Origin of the sequence: Lutispora saccharofermentans (assembly GCF_024363565.1) — a bacterium.
GTDB lineage: Bacteria > Bacillota > Clostridia > Lutisporales > Lutisporaceae > Lutispora > Lutispora saccharofermentans.
Genome location: NZ_JAJEKE010000012.1, coordinates 100,170 through 121,167 on the forward strand (window position 1 = coordinate 100,170; position 20,998 = coordinate 121,167).

General features: G+C 39.9%; 21 protein-coding genes and 3 pseudogenes. 8 read left to right on the forward strand and 16 right to left on the reverse strand.

Going from position 1 to position 20,998, the window contains the following annotated elements:
- Positions 1-363: 363 nt before the first annotated feature.
- From LJD61_RS13365 to LJD61_RS13410, 10 genes are all read right to left on the reverse strand, one after another.
- The gene (locus tag LJD61_RS13365) at positions 364-1,458 is read right to left on the reverse strand and encodes a hypothetical protein (RefSeq protein ID WP_255228051.1); all 1,095 of its coding nucleotides are present in this window, start codon (positions 1,456-1,458) and stop codon (positions 364-366) included.
- A gap of 460 nt (positions 1,459-1,918) precedes the next feature.
- The gene (locus tag LJD61_RS13370; RefSeq protein ID WP_255228052.1) at positions 1,919-2,797 is read right to left on the reverse strand and encodes an alpha/beta fold hydrolase; all 879 of its coding nucleotides are present in this window, start codon (positions 2,795-2,797) and stop codon (positions 1,919-1,921) included.
- A gap of 334 nt (positions 2,798-3,131) precedes the next feature.
- The gene (locus LJD61_RS13375; RefSeq protein WP_255228053.1) at positions 3,132-3,734 is read right to left on the reverse strand and encodes a DUF6273 domain-containing protein; all 603 of its coding nucleotides are present in this window, start codon (positions 3,732-3,734) and stop codon (positions 3,132-3,134) included.
- Between the two features lie 236 nt (positions 3,735-3,970).
- On the reverse strand, positions 3,971-4,462 hold the full coding sequence (locus LJD61_RS13380; protein WP_255228081.1) for a pyridoxamine 5'-phosphate oxidase family protein: 492 nt from the start codon (positions 4,460-4,462) through the stop codon (positions 3,971-3,973).
- 577 nt (positions 4,463-5,039) lie between these two features.
- Positions 5,040-5,594, reverse strand: a complete 555-nt coding sequence (locus LJD61_RS13385) for a GyrI-like domain-containing protein (RefSeq protein ID WP_255228054.1) — start codon at positions 5,592-5,594, stop codon at positions 5,040-5,042.
- A gap of 211 nt (positions 5,595-5,805) precedes the next feature.
- A complete protein-coding gene (locus LJD61_RS13390) occupies positions 5,806-6,027 on the reverse strand; it encodes a hypothetical protein (RefSeq protein ID WP_333783126.1) in 222 nt (73 codons plus the stop codon).
- Positions 6,028-6,668: 641 nt separating this feature from the next.
- Entirely contained in the window at positions 6,669-7,289 is a 621-nt protein-coding gene (locus LJD61_RS13395) for an ABC transporter ATP-binding protein (RefSeq protein WP_303740762.1), read from the reverse strand.
- 10 nt (positions 7,290-7,299) lie between these two features.
- A complete protein-coding gene (locus LJD61_RS13400) occupies positions 7,300-8,748 on the reverse strand; it encodes an ABC transporter permease (protein WP_255228055.1) in 1,449 nt (482 codons plus the stop codon).
- A 1-nt stretch (position 8,749) separates the two neighbouring features.
- Positions 8,750-9,967, reverse strand: a complete 1,218-nt coding sequence (locus tag LJD61_RS13405; RefSeq protein WP_255228056.1) for an ABC transporter permease — start codon at positions 9,965-9,967, stop codon at positions 8,750-8,752.
- 4 nt (positions 9,968-9,971) lie between these two features.
- Entirely contained in the window at positions 9,972-10,484 is a 513-nt protein-coding gene (locus LJD61_RS13410; protein WP_255228057.1) for a hypothetical protein, read from the reverse strand.
- 164 nt (positions 10,485-10,648) lie between these two features.
- Between LJD61_RS13410 and LJD61_RS13415 the strand changes: the two genes are divergently transcribed.
- From LJD61_RS13415 to LJD61_RS20810, 4 genes and pseudogenes are all read left to right on the forward strand, one after another.
- Positions 10,649-11,332: a response regulator transcription factor gene (locus LJD61_RS13415; protein ID WP_255228058.1), complete on the forward strand. Its 684-nt coding sequence runs from the start codon at positions 10,649-10,651 to the stop codon at positions 11,330-11,332.
- A complete protein-coding gene (locus LJD61_RS20565; RefSeq protein ID WP_255228059.1) occupies positions 11,329-12,612 on the forward strand; it encodes a sensor histidine kinase in 1,284 nt (427 codons plus the stop codon). Before LJD61_RS13415 ends, LJD61_RS20565 begins: the two co-directional genes overlap by 4 nt.
- A gap of 794 nt (positions 12,613-13,406) precedes the next feature.
- Positions 13,407-14,084, forward strand: coding sequence for a nucleotidyltransferase domain-containing protein (locus LJD61_RS13430; RefSeq protein WP_255228060.1), 678 nt, complete (start codon positions 13,407-13,409; stop codon positions 14,082-14,084).
- A 73-nt stretch (positions 14,085-14,157) separates the two neighbouring features.
- Positions 14,158-14,909: pseudogene (locus tag LJD61_RS20810) on the forward strand (MBL fold metallo-hydrolase); the annotation flags it as partial.
- Between the two features lies 1 nt (position 14,910).
- Here the strand turns inward: LJD61_RS20810 and LJD61_RS13440 are convergent.
- Positions 14,911-15,348: pseudogene (locus LJD61_RS13440) on the reverse strand (hypothetical protein); the annotation flags it as partial.
- Between the two features lie 139 nt (positions 15,349-15,487).
- On the opposite strand from LJD61_RS13440, the gene LJD61_RS13445 reads away from it, so the two are divergent.
- The 4 genes from LJD61_RS13445 to LJD61_RS13460 are packed head-to-tail and all read left to right on the forward strand — an operon-like array spanning position 15,488 to position 17,755.
- Positions 15,488-16,084, forward strand: coding sequence for a TetR/AcrR family transcriptional regulator (locus LJD61_RS13445; protein WP_255228062.1), 597 nt, complete (start codon positions 15,488-15,490; stop codon positions 16,082-16,084).
- A gap of 14 nt (positions 16,085-16,098) precedes the next feature.
- Positions 16,099-16,785, forward strand: coding sequence for a DUF4386 family protein (locus LJD61_RS13450; protein WP_255228063.1), 687 nt, complete (start codon positions 16,099-16,101; stop codon positions 16,783-16,785).
- A gap of 58 nt (positions 16,786-16,843) precedes the next feature.
- On the forward strand, positions 16,844-17,245 hold the full coding sequence (locus tag LJD61_RS13455; RefSeq protein WP_255228064.1) for an FMN-binding protein: 402 nt from the start codon (positions 16,844-16,846) through the stop codon (positions 17,243-17,245).
- Positions 17,246-17,284: 39 nt separating this feature from the next.
- Positions 17,285-17,755 (forward strand): flavodoxin family protein, encoded by a 471-nt coding sequence (locus LJD61_RS13460; RefSeq protein WP_255228065.1) that lies wholly within the window; start codon positions 17,285-17,287, stop codon positions 17,753-17,755.
- Between the two features lie 260 nt (positions 17,756-18,015).
- Here the strand turns inward: LJD61_RS13460 and LJD61_RS13465 are convergent, their stop codons facing one another.
- The 5 genes and pseudogenes from LJD61_RS13465 to LJD61_RS13485 form a co-directional block, all read right to left on the reverse strand.
- The gene (locus LJD61_RS13465; protein ID WP_255228066.1) at positions 18,016-18,168 is read right to left on the reverse strand and encodes a hypothetical protein; all 153 of its coding nucleotides are present in this window, start codon (positions 18,166-18,168) and stop codon (positions 18,016-18,018) included.
- A complete protein-coding gene (locus tag LJD61_RS13470) occupies positions 18,165-19,037 on the reverse strand; it encodes an AraC family transcriptional regulator (RefSeq protein WP_040036557.1) in 873 nt (290 codons plus the stop codon). The genes LJD61_RS13465 and LJD61_RS13470 overlap by 4 nt, the downstream gene beginning before the upstream one ends.
- A gap of 87 nt (positions 19,038-19,124) precedes the next feature.
- Entirely contained in the window at positions 19,125-19,568 is a 444-nt protein-coding gene (arr, locus tag LJD61_RS13475) for an NAD(+)--rifampin ADP-ribosyltransferase (RefSeq protein WP_333783129.1), read from the reverse strand.
- Positions 19,554-20,159: pseudogene (locus tag LJD61_RS13480) on the reverse strand (Vat family streptogramin A O-acetyltransferase); the annotation flags it as partial. The gene arr and the pseudogene LJD61_RS13480, both read right to left, overlap by 15 nt.
- Positions 20,156-20,995: a nucleotidyltransferase domain-containing protein gene (locus LJD61_RS13485; protein ID WP_255228067.1), complete on the reverse strand. Its 840-nt coding sequence runs from the start codon at positions 20,993-20,995 to the stop codon at positions 20,156-20,158. The pseudogene LJD61_RS13480 and the gene LJD61_RS13485, both read right to left, overlap by 4 nt.
- Positions 20,996-20,998 lie beyond the last annotated feature (3 nt).

Below are 20,998 nucleotides of genomic sequence, written 5' to 3' on the forward strand. Positions count from 1 at the left end.
TGATACATATATTATATAGGTAATTCTCTCCTATCACAATAGAATATAGGTAATTTTTAAGATTTTTTACCCATATTTTTATGACATGGGTAATTATTACCTATGTTTAATTACTGCCACTTATTTTGCTGCAAGTTTGGCATTATGTTTTAAATCCAGTAGCTTGCTACTAATCAGCCTTCGCTATGCTCGCCTTCTTGGGCAAGCCTGACATGAGACGTACATCGACTTCTTCAGTCATTTCACTCCCTCACAAGTCGTGTTACGGCTTCAATATGGGTTGTGGTGATGGACTTGATGTCTTAATACATATCTGTTTGGCAAAACATATCTAGAATAATACACCACCCCATCTCACACAAATTATACCTCTCTTGCCTTTTTTATAAGTCGTTTAATATCTATAAAATCCAATATATTATCCATAGCATCCCGATCGATAGTATAACCGTATTTTTCACATATCGTATTTGCCGTTTCCACTAATTCCCGTATACTATTTACCAATTTGTAATTATCATATTTATCGGTTACCTCAATATAACAATCATCAAAATTCTCATCTAGTATTTCGTAATTTTTTCTTCTTGCACAATATTCTGTCTTAATAATTTTACCATTAGTCTTTAGTGAAACTTGTCCAATATCTTTATGCATTCCATTGTCTGTTTTAGTTTTTTTATACACTTGCAATTCAAATATTGTTTTTGCAAGTATGACTAAAGGTTTCATGACTTCTGATTTCGTCTTTTCGTTAGTTATTAACCCCGCTTTTATCTTCACTGTTTGATGAAACCTTTTTAAAAGTTCATCTTTATGTTCTTTAGAATTGATCCACATATCCCCGTATTCACTCTTAAAATCAAGATATATTTTATATAATTCTTCTTTACCCACTAATACTTTATACTTTTCATACAGTTTCTTACTATTAAAAGCCCTTTCCAGAACATTGTCCCTTTCTTTTTCAAGTTTTTCATAGACATTAGAAATATTTTTTGCAAATCTAGTAAGGCTTGGCATAATGACACTACATTTTATGGTTTTATCATTTTTACGCTTTTTATCTAACTTTAAATCCTTTTCTTCTTGCTCCTGCAGCCTTATATCAATACAATTAATTTCAACAAATGGGCTTCCTTCAATACTGGTATGATTTATAGTAATACCATAGCTTTCAATCGCCTCTTCAGCTACTTTTAATTGATAACTCAATATTGCATACATTTTGTCATCACCATGTAATTCTTTCCCTCTCTGATACTGAGGCAATTTTTCATCTGGGATAAAGAATGCTTGTATACTTTCACTACAATATATTAGCGATTCATCAAATTCCAAAGAGAATGAGTATTTTGAAGTTTTATCCAATTTCTGTATTTCTTCATTTACAGCTAATTGTATCTTTTCGCCCAATTTTTCCTCAAACAAATTTGTTCTGGGTAAAGTTATTTTCATTTAATCCCTCCGTATAAATATTTATCTCTATATATTGTAATCATCATGATATTTAACATTATCATCCATATATAAAATTCTGGAACTGGTAAAAAACTGAACCATGCCATTGCAAAAGAAAAACATGGCATTTCTCTTCAAAATCGTCCTAAAACCACTACACGTTGTGTCAAATGCTATTTCTCCTCTAAACCACAATACGTCATCAGAATTATACTCTCAACATGCCTTGTTGCTGTATTTCTGATGACCATCGAACCTAATACCCCCTTGGTGTCATTGAATTATTTCGAGTTTCTGATTTCTGCAGTAGCTCCCCTAAGTAAAACAAAAAATATAAATAACATCGAAAATATTACCAACACTTTCATACAATCATTAGCTGCTAAAATTACCGTTCCCTTTAAATTATATACTAATAAAGAATGACAGTAGCAGCACCAGACTGTGGCAGGTTCATTTATTTATCATGTTTGCTTATGAATCCCTTTACTACTTCGCCTGCTGTAAGCGGAAGTTGCATCCAAACATAAGCATGGATGGAATTTTCTATATGCTCAATTTCATATGTATCCAGTAGACTGGTGAACGCAGATAGTATACTTCTAATTTTCTCATCCTTCCATTCTTCTTCGCTTGGAAGGAATAGAATAGGGCATTTTACCTTTTTATAATATTGCTCAAACTTCACATCCCAATATTTCTGAACATATTCTGTTCTAATATGGTTTAAATAGCAATATGTAAAATTACCATTTTGCATCTGTTGTAGATTGTGTTCAAAGAAGGCTAAGAAATATTCATTCCATAATCCTTGTTGTGCTAATTCCGCTCGTTTTTCCTCGATATACTCTTCTTTCGTTTTAAATACACGTTCTTCCCTTTCAGCTAGTTCAGCCCGCATGACTTGTTTTCTGTGTTGAATTTCATCCCTCGTTCCATTAAATAACCCATACTCTCCAAACTCATTATATAAGGCGCCCTCACATATGAGGGATAGGACGAGTTCTGGGTGTGATGCAGCTAAACTAAGTCCAACCTCAGCCCCCATTGAGCTGCCTACAATATGGCAGCGCTCTACATTTAGTTTCTCTAACAATAAATAAATATCGTTTGCCATGTCGTCTATATGATACCCTGCTAAGGGTTTATCGGATTTGCCATGTCCTCTAAAATCAGGAACAATGATACTGTATTTATTTTCAAATTGCGGTAAAATGCCTTCCCACATATTCAAATTTCCTCCACTAAAGTGGAGAAATAAAACAACTGATTTATCATTTAATGAATATCGTACATTAATCCCTATATCGTCTATCTTAATCATTTCCTCTATCATTTTTCTGCCTCCAATACTACAAAATTATAATTTAAAGACCTAAAACAATTCTTCCTGATTTTAAAATTATCTGATGGGCTTTTATCCTGTCATATCAACTTTTCTTAATTTTTTGACAAAAGTACGCAACGCTCCACGTGCCTTGCTGCTGCAATTCTGATGACTATAATGCCTAATATCCCCTTGGCGGTAGAATTATGTTTATTAAAACTTCCCCTTCATCCTATAACTGGTTGAATGGCACATATTGTTTTAATAAACAAATTATGTCCTAATCCATTTTTTATTCATTGAGAACTATCTGCAAAGTCTAACTTGTTAGTCATAATTCAAATTATAGTTTCAGCCACAAAGCAGGACGAACGCCCCCTGTACATTTGCCATCGCTGATGTTGCCTTTCAATATATTATTGCCTTGAATACCTATATTACCGTCAGTCCCGAAGATATACACGGCTTTTACATTAACGCGGCCGGGCGACCGAAGCCACCACCACCAACTCCATTCTTTACCCTGAAGTCTTGCTATTCGCTTACTATTGTTTTCATCTTTTCTTTCAAACCAATATCTTTGATTTTTTCCTCGGTTTTGCAGTTTTGAACGGCTATCACCGAAATATTTGCACACTTCCTCAATGCTTAATAAAAATACGCTGTCTTGCGTATCAGCTCCGCCTTTTGAACCATACCACTGATTGTCAGGATTTTTATTTATTACCGGAATTATTCTTGATTTATCAGTTGCGTTGAATTTGTCATAAAATTCACCATTAAGATATTTTCTTAACGCGCAGTCAGCCCACGTTATATCTTTATAGGCATCGTGGTAAGCGCGTTGTTCTATAATATCTTCGGTTATAATCAAAGCCGTATTGTTTTGTATGTCTAGTATGCGCCACTCGTATCTGCCAAATACTATTTTATCTCCTGCCTGCATATCTACCTACCTTCCTTTACTGTTCAAAATATAAATAATGTGAAACATGCACTGTACCCAACGAAATCGTAGGATCAGTTGCAAAATCCAAAAAGTCATTGTGATAAAACAGCAGACAGCCATATATAGCTGTCCGTGCCCTATTATGCAATCTTCCCTTGAATCCGCCTAGCCTAAGGCATCTATATATTCGATGCCATTTTTAAGCATCGAATATATAGATACGGCTTACCACCTTATTTAATTTTCCCTTCTTCAGTCTCCACTTTATTCACAAAGTCCATATTGTAACGAACAGCACCGTGATCTTTAATTACCGTGGCTCTTGTGATGCGGATTGCCAAAATAATGCAGTTTTCATCCTTTTCATTATTTGCATCGTCGTACCAATCGGCAAATGCTTCACGAAGTTTAGACCTTAACTCAGCATTTTTGGGATCTAGAACCCATCCGAGATTTTCGCCGATTCCGTTTCCAGAAAACCACTCGAAGCAAACCGTAAAGGCAACTTCTTGGTTTTGAGCTATCTGCTGCATTTTAGTTGATTTGGCCCAAGTAGTAACATAAAACACACCATCTTCATAATAAGCATCCACATCACGGACATAAGGACGAGGGTTACCGTTAGCGTTCGGTTCCATTGCGATAGTCGAGAGAGAGATGATATTATCTTTTCCGTTGCCACACCTTTCCTCAATTATTTTTAATCCTTCTTCATACCTGCCTATTTCTAATTCCTCCTCATAATATTAATAAATTCTCCAAATTCTAGCTTTTATTTTTCAAAGCTTTCCATCCCTGTATTCTAAAAATCATCCACTTTTTTCACAAATACTTCTCATAAATAAAATATTTAAATAACAGTTTTTACTAATCTTTTTCCTATTTTACCATATCCTTGCCCTCAAGTCATTTACAAGCTTTAGTAAACTAAAAATTCCCTCAAACCGTAGTCTGAGAGAACATAAAACACACTTCATTATTCGCTTAAAATCCTTAAACCCTTTGGTATCAGTCTATTCTTTAACTAGCAACACAACGGTCTCAACATGTCGCAAGTGCAATATGCAGTTCTCTTATAAGCAATTTACTTTTCCTTAATTGGGAGCAGCAAATCAAGCTGTAAATAACTCATTTCAGCATTGTGCTTTTGAATAAAATTATAGAGATTCAACGTTTCTTCAAAACCTTGGCCATAACCTGTTTCGGCCGGCTCCCATCGTGGGGAACCACAGTCATTATCGTATTTATCACTTGCATCAACCCATTCCTTAAGCCGCCGCCAATCCTGGAAGTCCCACGACCTTAACACATGAGCAGCATATAACCCACCTTGAACTCTCGTCTTATTAACGGTGCGGGTATTTCCATATCATCAGGAACAGACACCCACGCTTCATGCCCATGTGAATTTTCTCCAAGTTCTGCCGCACCTCCCAAGCAGTCGAAATCGAAACCGCGTGCGTCGGGTTTAATTTTTAGCAATCCGCTCTCTTTTATAAACTTATTTACTATCTCCGATGCTTTGTCTAAACAGCCTTCTCCCGAAGCAAAAGCGGCGGCCACAGTCATTGGTGGCAGATATATAATCCGCACATCCTTGTCCTCCAGTTTCATTAATTCTTCGTTAGCTTTGTTTAATTCTTCCATTGATAAATTCTCCCTCGTTTCTTTGATTTGATTATCAGAAAAAGAAAGAGAGCTTATAACTGAGAACACAGCTTCGTCACCGAGGAGCTTTAAATTAACATCGACTTTTTCATTGATTTCCTCAACAAAACGCGTCAATATGGATTTAACGGTAGACAGTGCGGTAATTTCACCGTCTATTTCACTTATGTTTTTTCTGAAAATTTCCACTGTTTCCACCGCGTCGCAATTGTTAAGTATGCTTAAGATTTGCTTCACGGGAACGCGCAACTTACGTAGGATTATGATTTGCCGCAAACGACTTATGGCGGTTTCATCATAAACCCGGTAAGCATAATCATCTTTTCGCAGACTTTGAATTAATCCCACTTGCTCATAAGATGCTGTCAAGTAGGGACTAATAATTTTTAACATATTCTCATCAAAAATTCAGAATAAGGTTTGTCCGGTTTTCCTGCATGACCTGTTCGTGGTAGATTTCATCCGACAGAGCTTTCAGCTCCAAAAAATCCTCCGCAGTTTTGCCGGGATTCTCTGTCAGATAGTCCTCCAGCGTAACTTCCACAATGCGGTCGGCAAATTTATATACAATGCCCTCGCTGAATTTATTTAGGGCATAATCGCTGTCTTTGTAATTTTTCATGTTCCTTTCCTCCGAACTTTGAATTTCTGAAAAATCCAAAGTCCGAAGGCGGGGAACGGCAACGAAACATCGGTGCTACCTTGTGGAAATTATAATTGTTAAAATATGTAAATGCAAGTCGGGGTTTACTCTTTTTTGTCGAAAAGAAAAAGTCAGCAAGTTGCCAATGGCAAAATACTGACTTTTTTAGAAATTGAATATATAACTGTATGTATAAGAAATGGTATATATAGGCTTTATCGTCTTTATTTCCACCTCAAGGAAAAAAGCAAATGATATATCTTCATAGGACTACCCCCTTCGCCGTAGCGTATGACGAAAGCCGGTATTCCCATATCCTGTTATTCGTCAAAAGCCAGGCAATCATAACGTCCGAAAACAGCTTAAACCCTGTGGCTTTACCATCGGCATTATTTACACGTTAACAATCCTTCTAACATATAACTTATATAAACGCCTTCTATCTCAAGGCCGTTGTTGGATTTATCCACATTAAAAGGAGCAAAAAAACGGCGGCCTTGATATTCTCAAAACCGCCGTGTCCTAAAAATAGTGCATGTTAAATTATCTGCTGCACGACAGTTTTTTTCTTTTGCCGTCGTGCGGCAAATAGAATTATTTATGGTGTGCAGACAGCAAGATCAAGTATGGGTTTCCATGCGAATAACTGCATCAGCTTCCTTCGCCAATTCCTTGTTATGCGTTACAACAATAACGCATTTATTTTCTTCATGGGCAATCCGCTTTAATAGATCAATTACATCCCATGCAGTGGCGTCATCGAGATTTCCGGTGGGTTCGTCGACCAATAATAGTTTGGCCTCACTGGCCAATGCCCGGGCTATAGCGACCCGTTGCTGTTGACCTCCAGAAAGCTGCAAGACATTTCGCTTCCAAAACTCTTTTCCAATGCCGATGGTGCCAAGCAGCGTTTCAGGATTCCCCTTACCACCAAGTTTTACATTTTCTATAGGCGTGAGGTAATCAATCAGGTTGTAGTTTTGAAATACCAATGAACTGTGGTACTTGCGATGAGTTGTAAGCCCCTTGGAAGTAAGTGGCTTGCCGTCATAGAGAATTTGCCCCTTGACAGGGACATCCAACCCTGCCAACAAGGATAAGAGCGTCGTCTTACCCGCGCCGCTCGGCCCGAGGATCGCATACATTTTCCCACAATCAAAGCCGTAGTTTACGTCGTCAAGAATCAAAGCCTCTTTATTTGATTTGTAATAATAGGACACACTTTTTGCTTCTAAAATCATAATTGCCTCCTTAACTCAATTCGCCCAATATATCTCTGGGCTTTTTGCGCAAGATGCTTATTCCTGCGATTCCAACAGATGCACCCACTAATGAAATCATGCCCAACCCGCAGAAGATCATCATTTCATCGGTAACTGCAACATTTACGCCAATTACGGTTTGTTCCGATTCCCTATATTCCGTTAATACCTTGCCTGCGTCCATGTCTTTTTGTATTTGTGCTTGTTCTATTTGCTGAGTGACCAAATAGTTGGCTGCGACTTCCGTTATTACCGGCGCACAGGCAAAGGAGATTGCAAAAGACAGAAATGTAATAATCAGAGCTTCCACGAAAAGCTGACTTAAAATATTTACCTTTTGGCAACCAAGTGCAAGCAAAACACCAATTTCATGGTTTCTGTTCTTCACCCAAAAGACAAAGATTAAAAAGAGAATCATTAGGCCCGCAACAAAGGTAATGACAATAAGCAATGTGCTAATTTTCGCCAAGTCATTAAAATTGGAGGACATTGTAGACATATTACCGTTGCGGTCAATCAGATCGTACCGCTCCCAGTCAATGCCTACATTTTCGACAGCAGTCTTTACGCTATCATATTGATCTACATCTCTGATTTTGAAATAAGCATGTTCAAATAAAGGGTCATTCTCGTATCCCTCTGCCTTTTCTGGAAAGCGTAAATCCGTGAAAACAATATTTTCTGAACGATAAGTATCCCCACTCATTTTGGGGGACATCAATTGTTTGGTTTGATATATCCCAATAACCGTCGATTCATATGTGGTGGTATTTTCCGGATCGCGGCGGTTTTTAAACTGCAAAACATCGCCTACAGAAATGACGTTTTCTTTCGCCAGTTGTTCGGAAATAACGCATACATTCTGATCATCTGCCTCAACCATGCGCCCGCTCTTAATACTAACATTGCCGGAAAGTACATTGAAGTCAAGTGCCATCCTCCTGTTGCCTATGAGTGAAACACAGCCAATATCAGCATATTGATCGACATCCGCATCCTCAATTCTCTCGAAATTCCCGGGCAAAACCGGAGTAATAACGGTTGTGATATTATAATCGGCTATCCCCGGCACAGTGGCTATTTCTTCAATGTCATCCATTTGCAAGGAATCAAAAGAGTTATCCGTCCACGATGACCATTGCGGACCCCAAGCGGTATCAGTAATCTCCTGGTGTACTCCTCCGTAGGAGCCTTCGCCGTTCTCATCAAAATGCTCAGATGCCTCCATGATTCGTTTGAAGCGGTTTCGCTCATTAGCGTCTAAGCGTAAACCAGCGCCTATTGCTTGCCGAGTATTGTCCTGTGTTTGCACACTGGCGTTTCTGCTAGCCATGCCACATAATATAAGCAAGCTGATGGTCACGATAACCAATAGCAAAAGCAAGGTTTTGATCGGCTTGCGAATCACGCTACGCCAAGCTCTCTGTATACTGTTCATCCTATCCCTCCATTCTCGAAAGTGTATCTCTGGGGTTTGTGTACAGTGTCGGAGAAATTGAAATTCCTACCGTCAATAGTACAATCGCGCTTCCCAGTAAAATAAGCATCAAGACATGTTGACCCTCTAATCGAATATTCGCAATGCCAATAAAACTATCCGACGAGAATAAATTGTTCATCAGCTTGTTCAAAAACAGGCTACTACAAGTGGTTGCACCGATGATCGCCAAGCAAAGCAGGGAAAGGCTTTCCGTTATTGCCTGCAAAAAAAGATCGAGTTTTGATACACCTAAGCTGATTAAAACGGCCATTTCTTTTTTACGCGTTCTCATCCACATACAAAGGAGCAATGAAATGACAATTATAGCTGTTGCGACAATCAACGCAAGTATCAGAGATGTGATACGAATAATCTGCTTTAATGGCGCCTGTATCTGTTGATACAGTGCATCGGACGAGGTGATACTGATACTGTCGTCAATTATCGATTCTATTTGTTGATGCAGAGTAGTCAATGCATCGGGGTCGGCTGCATAAACGGAAAGTTTGGAGAAATCGTATGAGGTAAACAGCGAGGCAAATATTCCGTGATCAACAAAAACCTGATTTTCTATGCGATATACGGACATTACCGATTTTTCCTGTTGCCGTTCCATACCTGAAAAGAAAATTCCGACAATCTCTCCCGATGCACTAGCCCCGGCTTCCGTTCTAAATGTGATCATGTCGCCTATACTAAGCCCGTTGGCATCCGCCAGTATAGAGTCGATAATTACCCCGCCCCGTTTTTCAGTGATGGGGTTGCCTTCAAGCAGACGGTATTTTTCCTCCGCAAACAATCCGTCAATTTCAGTATTATCATAAGCGTGGAGAGTTACTGTGAAGTTTGCAGTATCCGCTGAATCTATATATGTTACAGGGGAAAAATCGGTGGGATAAGCTGTGGCTCTTGCCGCCCGATTGATACGGCTCACAGAATCTAAGCCGGAAATCAAGGCTATACTTTCAGCGGAAATGTTATTTATACCTTGCTGATTTTCCAAAACGAGTTTTGAGCCTGTCTTTTCTTTAAGAGAGTCGCTCGTTGCCTGTGCGGTCATTAAAACGATTGTGGCGCACAAAATCATGGTACTCATAATGAAAAAACAGGAGATCAGAAGAATACTTTTGCTCTTTTTGCGCCTGATATAGCAAAGAGCGCGTTTGAAAAAGTTCATATAATCACTCCACCATCCTGTAGATATACACTTGCTCCGCGTGAAGAATGCTCTCGCCGTCATATTCGCCAGCGACAAATAATCCTGTTTGTTTCTTAACGTCATCGATGGTTGCATCCTCATAAGTCATCGCCCCTGTGGAAAGGCTTACCTGTACGATTTGGAATGTACAGCTTTCGTCATAGGTAACTATAACTTGTTTAACCCGACTCTCATTTTCAGGTGCAGCCGCGTAAGCCAAATCACCCTCATAAACTGTTGGTGAAATCGTACAGCCACTATCTGAAAACTCTGTTACAGAGCCATTCAATTGGCAGCGTTCAGATAGCTCATCAAAGGTTTCTGGATTATTGACCGCTAGATTATCTTTGTTTTCTTTGCTTTCGTCTGTAGAACCTCTACTTGTCTGCGCCGAAGGATTTGGAGAATTGTTGTTATCAAACGGCTTATTTCCGCAACCAGAGCAGAATATCAGTAGAAGTATTGTGATTAAAGTGAAAAGCATCCTGTGTTTCATAAAACTACCTCCTTCATTTTCATGTCTATCGTATAGCCATGTTTCTCTAAAAGTCCTGTAGGGTTTCGTGGAAATACACCCTGTTCTTAAAGGATTTTTAGATAGTTGTATGGTATGATGTAAATGGTATAATGTAATCGGTATCATAAAAAGAGGGTCTAAACATGAGAGTATTATTAATTGAAGATGACGAAAATCTATCTGCTGTAATTGAGGAGCAGTTGCAAAAAGAGGGCTACATTACAAACCGTTGCGCTGATGGCGAAACGGCTTTGTCTTATGCCCTGAATCTCGAATATGGCCATGATATTGTTTTACTGGACAGGATGCTGCCTATTATAGACGGCTTGACGATTTTGAAAGCAATGCGGCGAAAGCAAATATACACACCTGTGCTGATGATGACCGGGCTCGGTGAATTGGATGATAAAATCGATGGGTTAGATTGCGGGGCCGACGATTACTTGGTCAAGCCGTTCCATATGAAAGAATTGCTGGCGCGGGTCAGAGCTTTGACACGCCGCCCAACAGATATTGTCGATAAAGAGGTATTGACGGCATATGATCTCACCTTGGACGCTGGGCAGAGAAGGCTTACCTGCAATGGTTATTCGATTATACTGACACAAAAGGAAGCCGATGTGATGACTGTTTTTTTAGAATCACCTGATAAGATGCAGACCCGTGATGGGTTGCTCTGGAAGGTGTGGGGCGGACGCGGAGAAGTTGAGGATGGCAATATAGACAACTATATTCATTTCCTGCGTAAGCGCCTGCGTGAATTAGGTTGCAAAACTACAATCAAAACTGTATACGGCGCAGGCTATAGGTTGGAGGAATCGCCGTGATAAAAAAGCTTCGGAAAAAATTGGTAGTAATGTTTTTGTCTTTCACTATGTTGGCTTTTACTATAATGGAATTGCTAATGGTAGGCAACACAGTGGCAAGAGTGCAGGAATCCGAGATGATATTTGTTGGCAATATGTGTGATAGCATCATTGAGCAAATCAAAGATGGAGTGGGAATAAATGACCCTAATTTGTTAAGTTATGTTACTAAATTCCACGGGTGGGTTTATATATCCGACGGAATTTCTGAAATATCCAGTGTGGAAAGTTTCGTTACATCCTCAGATATTTTGATCAAGCAAATGAAATCCGGGAATATGCTTCTTTCAACAACCGTTGAATCGAACGCTAATATTGAGATGGCTACTCGCACCATATACTTAATTAGTGAAACGCAAAATGAAAAATACTGTGGGGTGAACGACGCTTTTCAAGCATCTGGAACCGAATATAATTTGATTTTGATTGTTCCACAATCTACGCCATGGGAAATCATAAAAAGTTATTGCAGTTGGTATCCTCTGGTATGGTTGGGTATGCTCTTGCTCATGTATTTTATGAGCCGTATACTGATCGGCAAAGCAGTAGAGCCGGTGGAGGCAACCATAAAAAGCCAGAAGAGGTTTATTGCGGCTGCTTCACATGAATTAAAAGCACCACTATCGGTGATACAAGCCAATACAGAAACTCTATGTATTGATCAAGCCACAGCTTCACAGAAAAAACAAAAGGTTGTATTGGATGAATGCGGGCGCATGTCCACGCTCATACAATCCATGCTTAGATTAGCGTCGAGTGACACCGGAAGCTGGAAAATGAGCATGAAAGAAACAGATGTGGATTCTCTTTTGATTGAGGCATGGGAAGCATTCCAAGAATCTGCACGGAAGAAAAACATCCGTATAGAGTTGAACATAGAAGAACATTATCCCAAGTTCGTTGGGGATAAGGAACATATTGGCACGGTTCTTGGTATCTTGATTGATAATGCAATCTCGTATTCTATGCCCGACTTGTCTATTGAAATGGGTGCGGAGGTACAGCAGAAGCAAATTGTGTTCTTTGTAACAGATCATGGGGCGGGCATCTCCAATAGCGAAAAAGAAAAGGTATTTGAGCGTTTCTATCGCGCTGACCCGTCAAGAAATAGCAAGGAGCATTTTGGACTAGGCTTGTGCATTGCCAAAGAAATTGTTCAGCTACATCAAGGGACTATCACATTGGAGGATACTCCAGGTGGCGGATGTACCTTTAAAGTTAAATTACCTATAAATCAGTAGTCTATACACGTAACCGGTTATCGTGCAGCGTATAAGGTCATTGAATGCTTGTTTCATCATGAGGTAGTACTCTTTAATACGAATGTTTGACTGCAGTGCAGCTAACATTCATATTATTACCATCTCTAGAAAAATATATATTCGGAACGTTCCGATTAGATTAGTTATCAGCACGTAATGATTATATTGGCAAGCAGGGGGAATGGCGCGCCAAAGCGCCCATTCCCACGCTTCACGCATTCCTTCCTCCGGTCGCAATGGCTCCGCTCTGCTTGTTGAGGCTCTGCCCCAAACCCCGTCAGACAGCCTGCTTTCGCGTCTGTCTGTTAAGCGCCTGACGGCGCTGCTGCACGTCCCTTTCGGGACGCTTTTTACATGCGGAGGGAGGAATGCGTTCCAAATGCCGTTACCGCTGTTTTTCCTGAAAGGAAGGCTCCTTATTTTCGCCCAGCCATGTTTCCGTAATGCTCCCGGCTCGGCTTGGGATTCTCTATAATAGACAGTCCGTTCTCCAGACAAATCATATCGCTTAACCGGCGAATGGCTCTTGCGGAATGCCGGAAATCCTCAAACTTTTTCCTGCAGTCCAGCGCCGTGGATTTGAGCAGCCCCTTTCTTAAGTTTGAAATGCAATAAAAACCTGCCCCCTAATGATAAAAACATAAGGGACAGGTCATTTGCTTTAGAGAAACGGTTGGATAGAAAAACTTGTATTCACATGCTATAATGTTTTATATATCACAGTTAAACAAAAAATTTGGTAGAATTATTAAGTCAATGTCAAGGAGCAAAAAATGAATTATGATATAGATATCTGGATGAAAGCATACTTGGAGGATCTGAAAACTCTGCTTGGCTCTCGTCTGCTGTTTGTCGGGCTGCAGGGAAGTTATTGTCGCGGCGAAGCAACGGACAGCAGCGATATTGATGCGGTTGTTATACTTGACCATGTGACTCCGCAAGATTTGAAAGCATATAGCGTCATGTTGGACACCCTTCCGAACCGGGAAAAAGTATGTGGATTTATCTCCGGCCGGCAGGAGTTAATCAATTGGGAACGTTCCGATCTGTTTCAGTTCTATCATGACACCACGCCGATTTTTGGCAGCATCGATTTTCTGCTGCCGCTGATTGGTAAGGAAGATATTCGTCGTGCCGTCCGAATAGGAGCCTGCAACATCTATCACATGTGCGGCCACAACATAGTGCACGAAAAAAGCGCCGAGATATTGAAAGCCCTTTATAAATCAGCCGCTTTCACCGTACAGGCAGTCTATTATGATCAAACGGGAACATACATAAAACAAAAGTCCGAGCTTATCCCCATGCTGCAACCACAGGAACGGGAAATTTTGCAGACCGGCATTATGTTCAGAAAACAGCCTAATATGGCGCAGGCTGAGTTTGACCGACTCTCTGAACTGCTGTTCAATTGGGCGGCAGGGTTGATTATCGAGTACAAAACCGACTGAGAAAAAGCAGAAATTACACGAGCGTTATAGAACTCAAATTTATACCCTACACAGGTTAGAAAGGACAAGTCAAATGGAAGATTGGTTTACAATAAATCATATTGATGCGGATACGCATATTATCAGTGAATACCGGCATTGTGGGAGGAAACGCACTGCTATCTTTTAAACGGTTCCAAGCGCAGTCTTCTGATTGATACCGGACTTGGTATTTGTAATATTTATAACGAGGTAAGGAAGCTAACGGACAAATCGGTTACTGCCGTTGCCACCCACATCCATTGGGATCATATCGGAGGTCACAAATATTTTCCGGATTTTTACGCTCATGAGGATGAATTGAATTGGCTGAGCGGCGAATTTCCTTTGACTATGGAGCAGATCAAAAGTATGGTAATCGACCGCTGTGAGTTGCCGGAAGGTTATGAGGTAAACAAGTATGAGTTTTTTCAAGGTACTCCAACACGAGCGCTGAAGGATGACGACGTAATTGATATCGGAGGCCGCCGCATTCAGATGCTGCATACTCCCGGACATTCGCCGGGACATATGTGCTTTTGGTAAAAAGATCGCGGCTATCTTTTTACCGGCGATCTGGTCTACAAAGACACACTGTTTGCCTATTACCCCTCCACTGACCCGACTGCCTATCTTGCTTCTCTTGAGCGAGTGGCGGCACTTCCGGTCAAGCGGGTGTTCCCGGCACATCACAGTCTTGATATTCAGCCGGAGATTCTCGTCCGTATGCGGAACGCTTTTCGTCGACTGAAAGCGGATGGCAAGTTGCATCACGGCAGCGGAACATTCGATTACGGCGATTGGGCCTTTACATTCCTCCCATCACCGGACCGCCGTATCCAGCATCAGGCGAGCTGTTTTTCATCTCCTGCTCCAGCTTCATGGAGTAATTTTCGCTGTCCCAAAAGCTGACATAGATTTCTCCATCCGGCGTTTTGATGGGACGCTGCTCAAATCCTTCCCCATAACCATCAGAGTTCTGACCGCACACATAGTCCATAAGCGCAGCGGTTTCTTCTCCGGTGAGAGTCTCCTTCAGTCCTACAGTCATGACTCCCCACAGCTCACCATCAACAACCTCCACTGTCGGGTAGAGACTATGCACCTTTTCTTTAAGAGCTTCGTCGTGAATGTACTCGGCAAGACCTCGGTCATTTTCAAAGTGCCGGTTCTCCTTTGCTATGGCAGCGAGGATTTGATCCTCATATGCCACCGCATCCCTGGACGAGATATCCTCCCGCTCATTCACCGAATTTCTATTTGTAGTAAATCATAGTAATAAATATAAAAAATTTATATTAAGCTCTTGACATATCAATTCATATATCGTATATTTTAACTAAGTTCAAATATTTTAACTAAGTTAAAAGTGTCCGGAGGTTAATATGAAACAAACGAAAAAAGAACGTACTCAAAAAGAAATCATCGAGGCTGCGAAGGATATCATCCATGATAAAGGACACGAAGCCGTTACTGTTCGATATTTGGCTGAAGTAACAGGATATTCATATACCAATCTATATTACTATTTTAAGGATGTGAATGCTCTCTTGTGGACATTACGTCTCGATATGATTGAGGATATGATTACAGAGCTTACATCCATTTCCTTTAAGAACGATGATCCTGTGGAAGAAATCCTTGGCGCTTTTTTCTGCTATACGGACTATTTCTTCAAACACCCGAATGTATTCCGTTTTTTTTACTTTTATCCTTTTGTTCAGCCGGAGGGAGATGACAGTTATCAAAAGCTTGGGCAACGATTTCACAGCATGTGGCAGACATCCTTTATCAGGCTAATCCAGGAAGGCATCATTCAAACTGAGGATATTGAAGTTGTAGCCAAGACTATCATTTACGCCTTACAGGGAATGATCATGCTGAGTTTCTCATCCAATGGTGCTACACAAAAAGAAGAGATCAAAGATGAGCTTATAAAACTTGTGAATTACTTATTCAATAAGAATAAGAGAAATTATTAAGGAGGTTATGTCTTATGAACCAAGGTTTCAAAATCAACTTTCAGCCACTTTATCGTGTTGCCCAGTTTTTGGCTTTAACAATGCTCATTCTTATTCCATTGCAAATAGTTATTTATGTGATTGCACCGCCACCGGATACTGTTAAAGGATTCTTTGAACTTTATCAGCAAAATCCGTTTTTAGGACTGCTGAGCTTGGATTTTCTTTACCTGTTTAACAATATGATTATTATAATAATCTATTTAGCCCTCTTTGTCCTCTTATACCGAGAAAAGCCCGTTACTGTACTCTTGGCATTAATACTTGGCTTAATTGGCATTGCATGTTATTATCCGTCCAATCCTGCATTTGAAATGCTGACTTTAAGCAATCAGTATTTTCAGGCGCTGCCTGAACAGCAAACTATATATTTGGCAGCCGGCGAAGCCTTAATGGCTGGTTATACAGGCACCACCTTCGATGTCTACTATGTATTGAGTACAATATGCCTGCTGTTATTTGCCTATGCATTAATAAAAAGCCATAAGTTTAAGAAATCGGTTGGCTTGTGGGGGTTAGCTTCCGGATTCTTTATGATTGTACCCTCATCGGCAGGAGTATTGGGCATGATTTTTTCTTTACTGTCCCTCATTCCTTGGGTGGTATTCGTTGCGCTACTGGTGATAAATTTTAGAAAATTCGCCGCCGACACTTCAATTTAACTGGGACGATAATCTGATACATTATCTGCAATGAGCGTTTATAACAAGGAGGGTAGTTATGAAAAAACGATATATCGCGATAATCATTGTTCTGCTGGTATTGGCGCTTGGTTTTATCACTACGAAGATCTTGCTTACGAGGTTCGAAGGAAATCTGAAACAGTTAGCTCTTTCAGAGATATCCGATGTCGACCTCGCAGCAGCAGAGGATGGCATTTACATTGGCAGTTATTCGGCCTTTCCGGTATCAGCTGAAGTCAGGGTAACTATAAAGAATCATTTTATAGTAGATATTGAACTGTTAAAGCACGATAACGGCCAAGGGCAAGGTGCTGAAATTATTCCCGAAAATGTTATAGAGGCGCAGTCCTTAAAAGCAGATAGTGTATCTGGTGCTACATACAGCAGCAAAGTTATTTTAAAAGCAATCCAGAATGCAATATTAAAAGCTGGTGGATAGATAACATGATTTATTTATAATCCAGAAAGGAAGATTACAATGAAAATCGGAATTATTGTTCATTCTCAGACCGGGCATACGCTTTCCGTTGCACATAAGCTTCGTGAGCAATTTCTTAATGCAGGGCATACCGTTTCAATCGAAAGAGTCGCAGCATCAAACGATACAGAAACAAATGTGGATTCGATAGCACTGACATGTGTGCCGAAGCTCGATGAATTTGATATGCTCGTTTTCGGGGCTCCGGTGCGTGGCTATCTGCTATCTCCTGTCATGCAGGCGTATCTCTGCCAACTCCAATCTCTCAAAGGTAAAGTTGTTCTGGGGTTCGTCACACAATTTTTCCCTAAACCGACGATGGGTGGCAATCAGGCCATCGAGCGTTTGTCTGCGCTCTGCCGTTCCAAAGGAGTAGAGGTAACAAAAACAGGAATCATTAATTGGCTCAATCCATTCAAACGAAAGAAATTAATCGTAGAAACCATTGATAAATTCCAAATACTAGTTTGAGCGCTTCGGTCTCGACGAGTCTGTAAAATATTGCAAAAAAATAGCTTAATCGGGTATCATCTTCAAAAATACCGAATGTCATCTATGAAACGCCCCAAAAAACAGGGCCAAAAAATGCAGTTTTTGACCCTGTTTTTTGCTCATTTTTAGCTCCAGAACCACTACATATAGTGGGTGACTCGCCTTATTTGCCCTTATAACCACAATACGTCATCAATACCACGCACTCAACGTGGCTTGAGAGGACAGAATGAATGTCATTAGAGTATGTCCGTTTTCGGAAACATATCCACTGCATTTTCGGCACTATCGGTAGACGGAAACATATCCACCTTAGATACCATTACTTTTGCGAAAAGGGCATCCCAATTTGGAGTGCCCTCGCCCACAATCATTGATATACTTAATGTCATTTCTTTTTCACTGGAATCCAAATTTCACTTCTATATTTCGGGCTTCCAGTATCTGGACTCTCATTCCACAAAATTTCAGGCCCTTCAACTGCCTCGTATCCTGAAGATGGAAACCACTCTGAGTATATCCTGCCCCACACATTTTGAAGTGTTTCTGGAAACGGTCCAATTGACTCAAATACTGCCCAGGTACTAGCATCAATTTCTAATACTTCAAATTCTGCAGTTTCATTACTTGATGTTGCTACCCCAATGTAATGATCTAGCTCACCCTTTTCTTGCATTCTTCCTTCCGAAAAATTAGTAGATGCACTAATAATACCTGTTGGTTCTACATTTGAAATTAATTTTAATTGTTTAATAACCTCCGGTGTTAAGAGTTCGGTCATTTTTTCAATCTCTGGATTAACACCTTCAAAAATAACGGGAACTCTTTTCTTAAATCCTACTAACTTAAATAACTCTTTTTCAACAATACGATAGTTCATTTCGCATCCTCCTTTAATTGATAATTGAAAGGCCATTCGAGGATAAGCTTTTAATTGTGTATTCTCACTTCTTGCTTCAGAAGGGAGAATGCCATGCATAGAATGAAAAGCACGGGAAAATGAATCCGCTGAATTATAGCCATATTTGACAGCTACATCAATTATTCTCAAATCCCTATCCTTCAAATCAAGTGCAGCCAGAGTCAGTCTTCTTCTCCGAATATATTCTGATAAGCTTACACCTGATAAAAAAGAAAACATGCGCTTAAAATGATACTCTGAACAGTAGGCAATTTTAGCAATTTTACTATAGTCGATATCCTCAGTTAAGTGCTCTTCAATGTATGCCATTGCATTATTCATACTACTTAAAGAATCCATCAAACACCTCCTTTCATCATCAATATTATCAAAGGATGCATTTAATCATCCGACAATCTGTGCACAATATAATCGACTATCATGTGATCAGTCGTTAATTGCCTCGATACCCTGCCGCTTTAGCTTTTCAAGGTTATCTAACATGTTCTGGAGCACCTCTGGAGCATGCCCCTCCCAATCCAACACTTCGCCTACTACCCGTAGCGGTGACTTGGTGCGGTAAGACCTTGTTGGATTCCCCGGGAATTTCTTATCAGTTAAATTAGGATCATTCTCAAAGGTACCGGTAGGCTCCACTTGATAGATCCGACCTGGCTGGTTACCAACCGCAAGCTCTGCTCCCCATATTGCTGCATCCATGGTCGCAGTAAAATAGATGAAGTTTGCCTTCTTTCGCTCACCATAATTAGAGCTAAAGCCAGGTTCCAGCAAATCCCCAACCTTCAAATCGGCTTTTGTCCCGTGGTAGAATGGTCCGGGGTCCAGAGATTTATTCAATAATTGCTCTAATCCAGTTCCCGTTGTTAACATTTCAAGATTATTAAATATTTCCTCTTCGCTCCAGTTCCACCATTGAAGCTTTAGCAAGAATTCAACCTTTTCATCACTAAATCGATTTTTGATAAATTTAGCTGGATTCCCACCATATATTGTATATGGTTCAACACTTTTTACTACTGTTGAGTTAGCGGCAATAATCGCACCATCCCCAATTTTAACACCTGGCATAATGGTTACATTTTGACCTATCCACACATCATTGCCAATCACTGTGTCACCCTTAAAAGGAAGTTGTTCTATTGCAGGAGTCACTTTTTCCCATCCACAGCCAAAGATATTAAAGGGATAGGTTGTAATTCCATCCATTCTATGATTTGCACCATTCATAATAAACTTAACACCCTCTGCAATTGCACAGAACTTGCCTATTATCAGTTTATCCCCTAGAAATTCGTAATGATGCTCTATATTATCGTAAAATTTCTCTGGAGACTTTTTATTATCGCTATAATAGGTATATTCACCAATCTCAACATTTGGTCTTTTAGGTAGATTACTTATAAAGCAAACCGTCTTTATATTTTCATTCGGATAAAGGTTTTTCTTATCTGGCCCAGTCATTGAATATGGGCTCCTTTCAGGTATTCAACCTCATTTACTAGTCTTTGAAGAATCTCTATTCCTTTTCTTGTACAATCTACATCAGTTGATATTAAGGAAATAACCTTATCGACCCTTTCCTTGTAATCGCTTGGCTTGATCTTAAAATCTTCGATCATCTTAACAGCCTTTTTTTCATTTATACAGTATTCTTTATTTATTGCAAACAAGACTTGATTAAGGGAAGATATGCTTCGAAAGCAATGTCCGCAAACATAGGATACATCGTCTTTATCTATATTGTTCTCAGCAAACATTAAAGAGAAACCTGCCTCAAACATAAAAAATTCAGTTAATCCCTTCTGCAAAGCGGTTGGATAACGTTCTGCTTGCTTTTTAAACTCATAAAAGTTTTCATCATTAGCATATTGTATCTTGCTGATTGCCAATTCTCCACGATACATAGCACTTATATAACCATGAGGATGCCCGGTCTGATAATTGGCAGTAACAATTCCTTGCTCCGTATCTTTGATTATTTGTTCCACCCGTTTTATATCACGTAAAATCAAGTCAACATGATACCCATTTATAACTAACCATCCGCCGCCATTAATCCAATCACCCCACGCTCCGGGAGGTACAACAAGGTTATTTCTATTCTCATCATCCAACTCTGTAGCAATTTGATTAATCGCTGTAATGTCAAATGATTCTGATTTGTAATAGATTCCGATATCTATATCAGAATCCTCTGTATGGGTACCTCTTGCACGGGAACCCCCTAATACGATGCCTTCTATATAAGGCAAAGAGGATAATTTCTCTGTCACTGATTGAATAATATTATCTATCATACG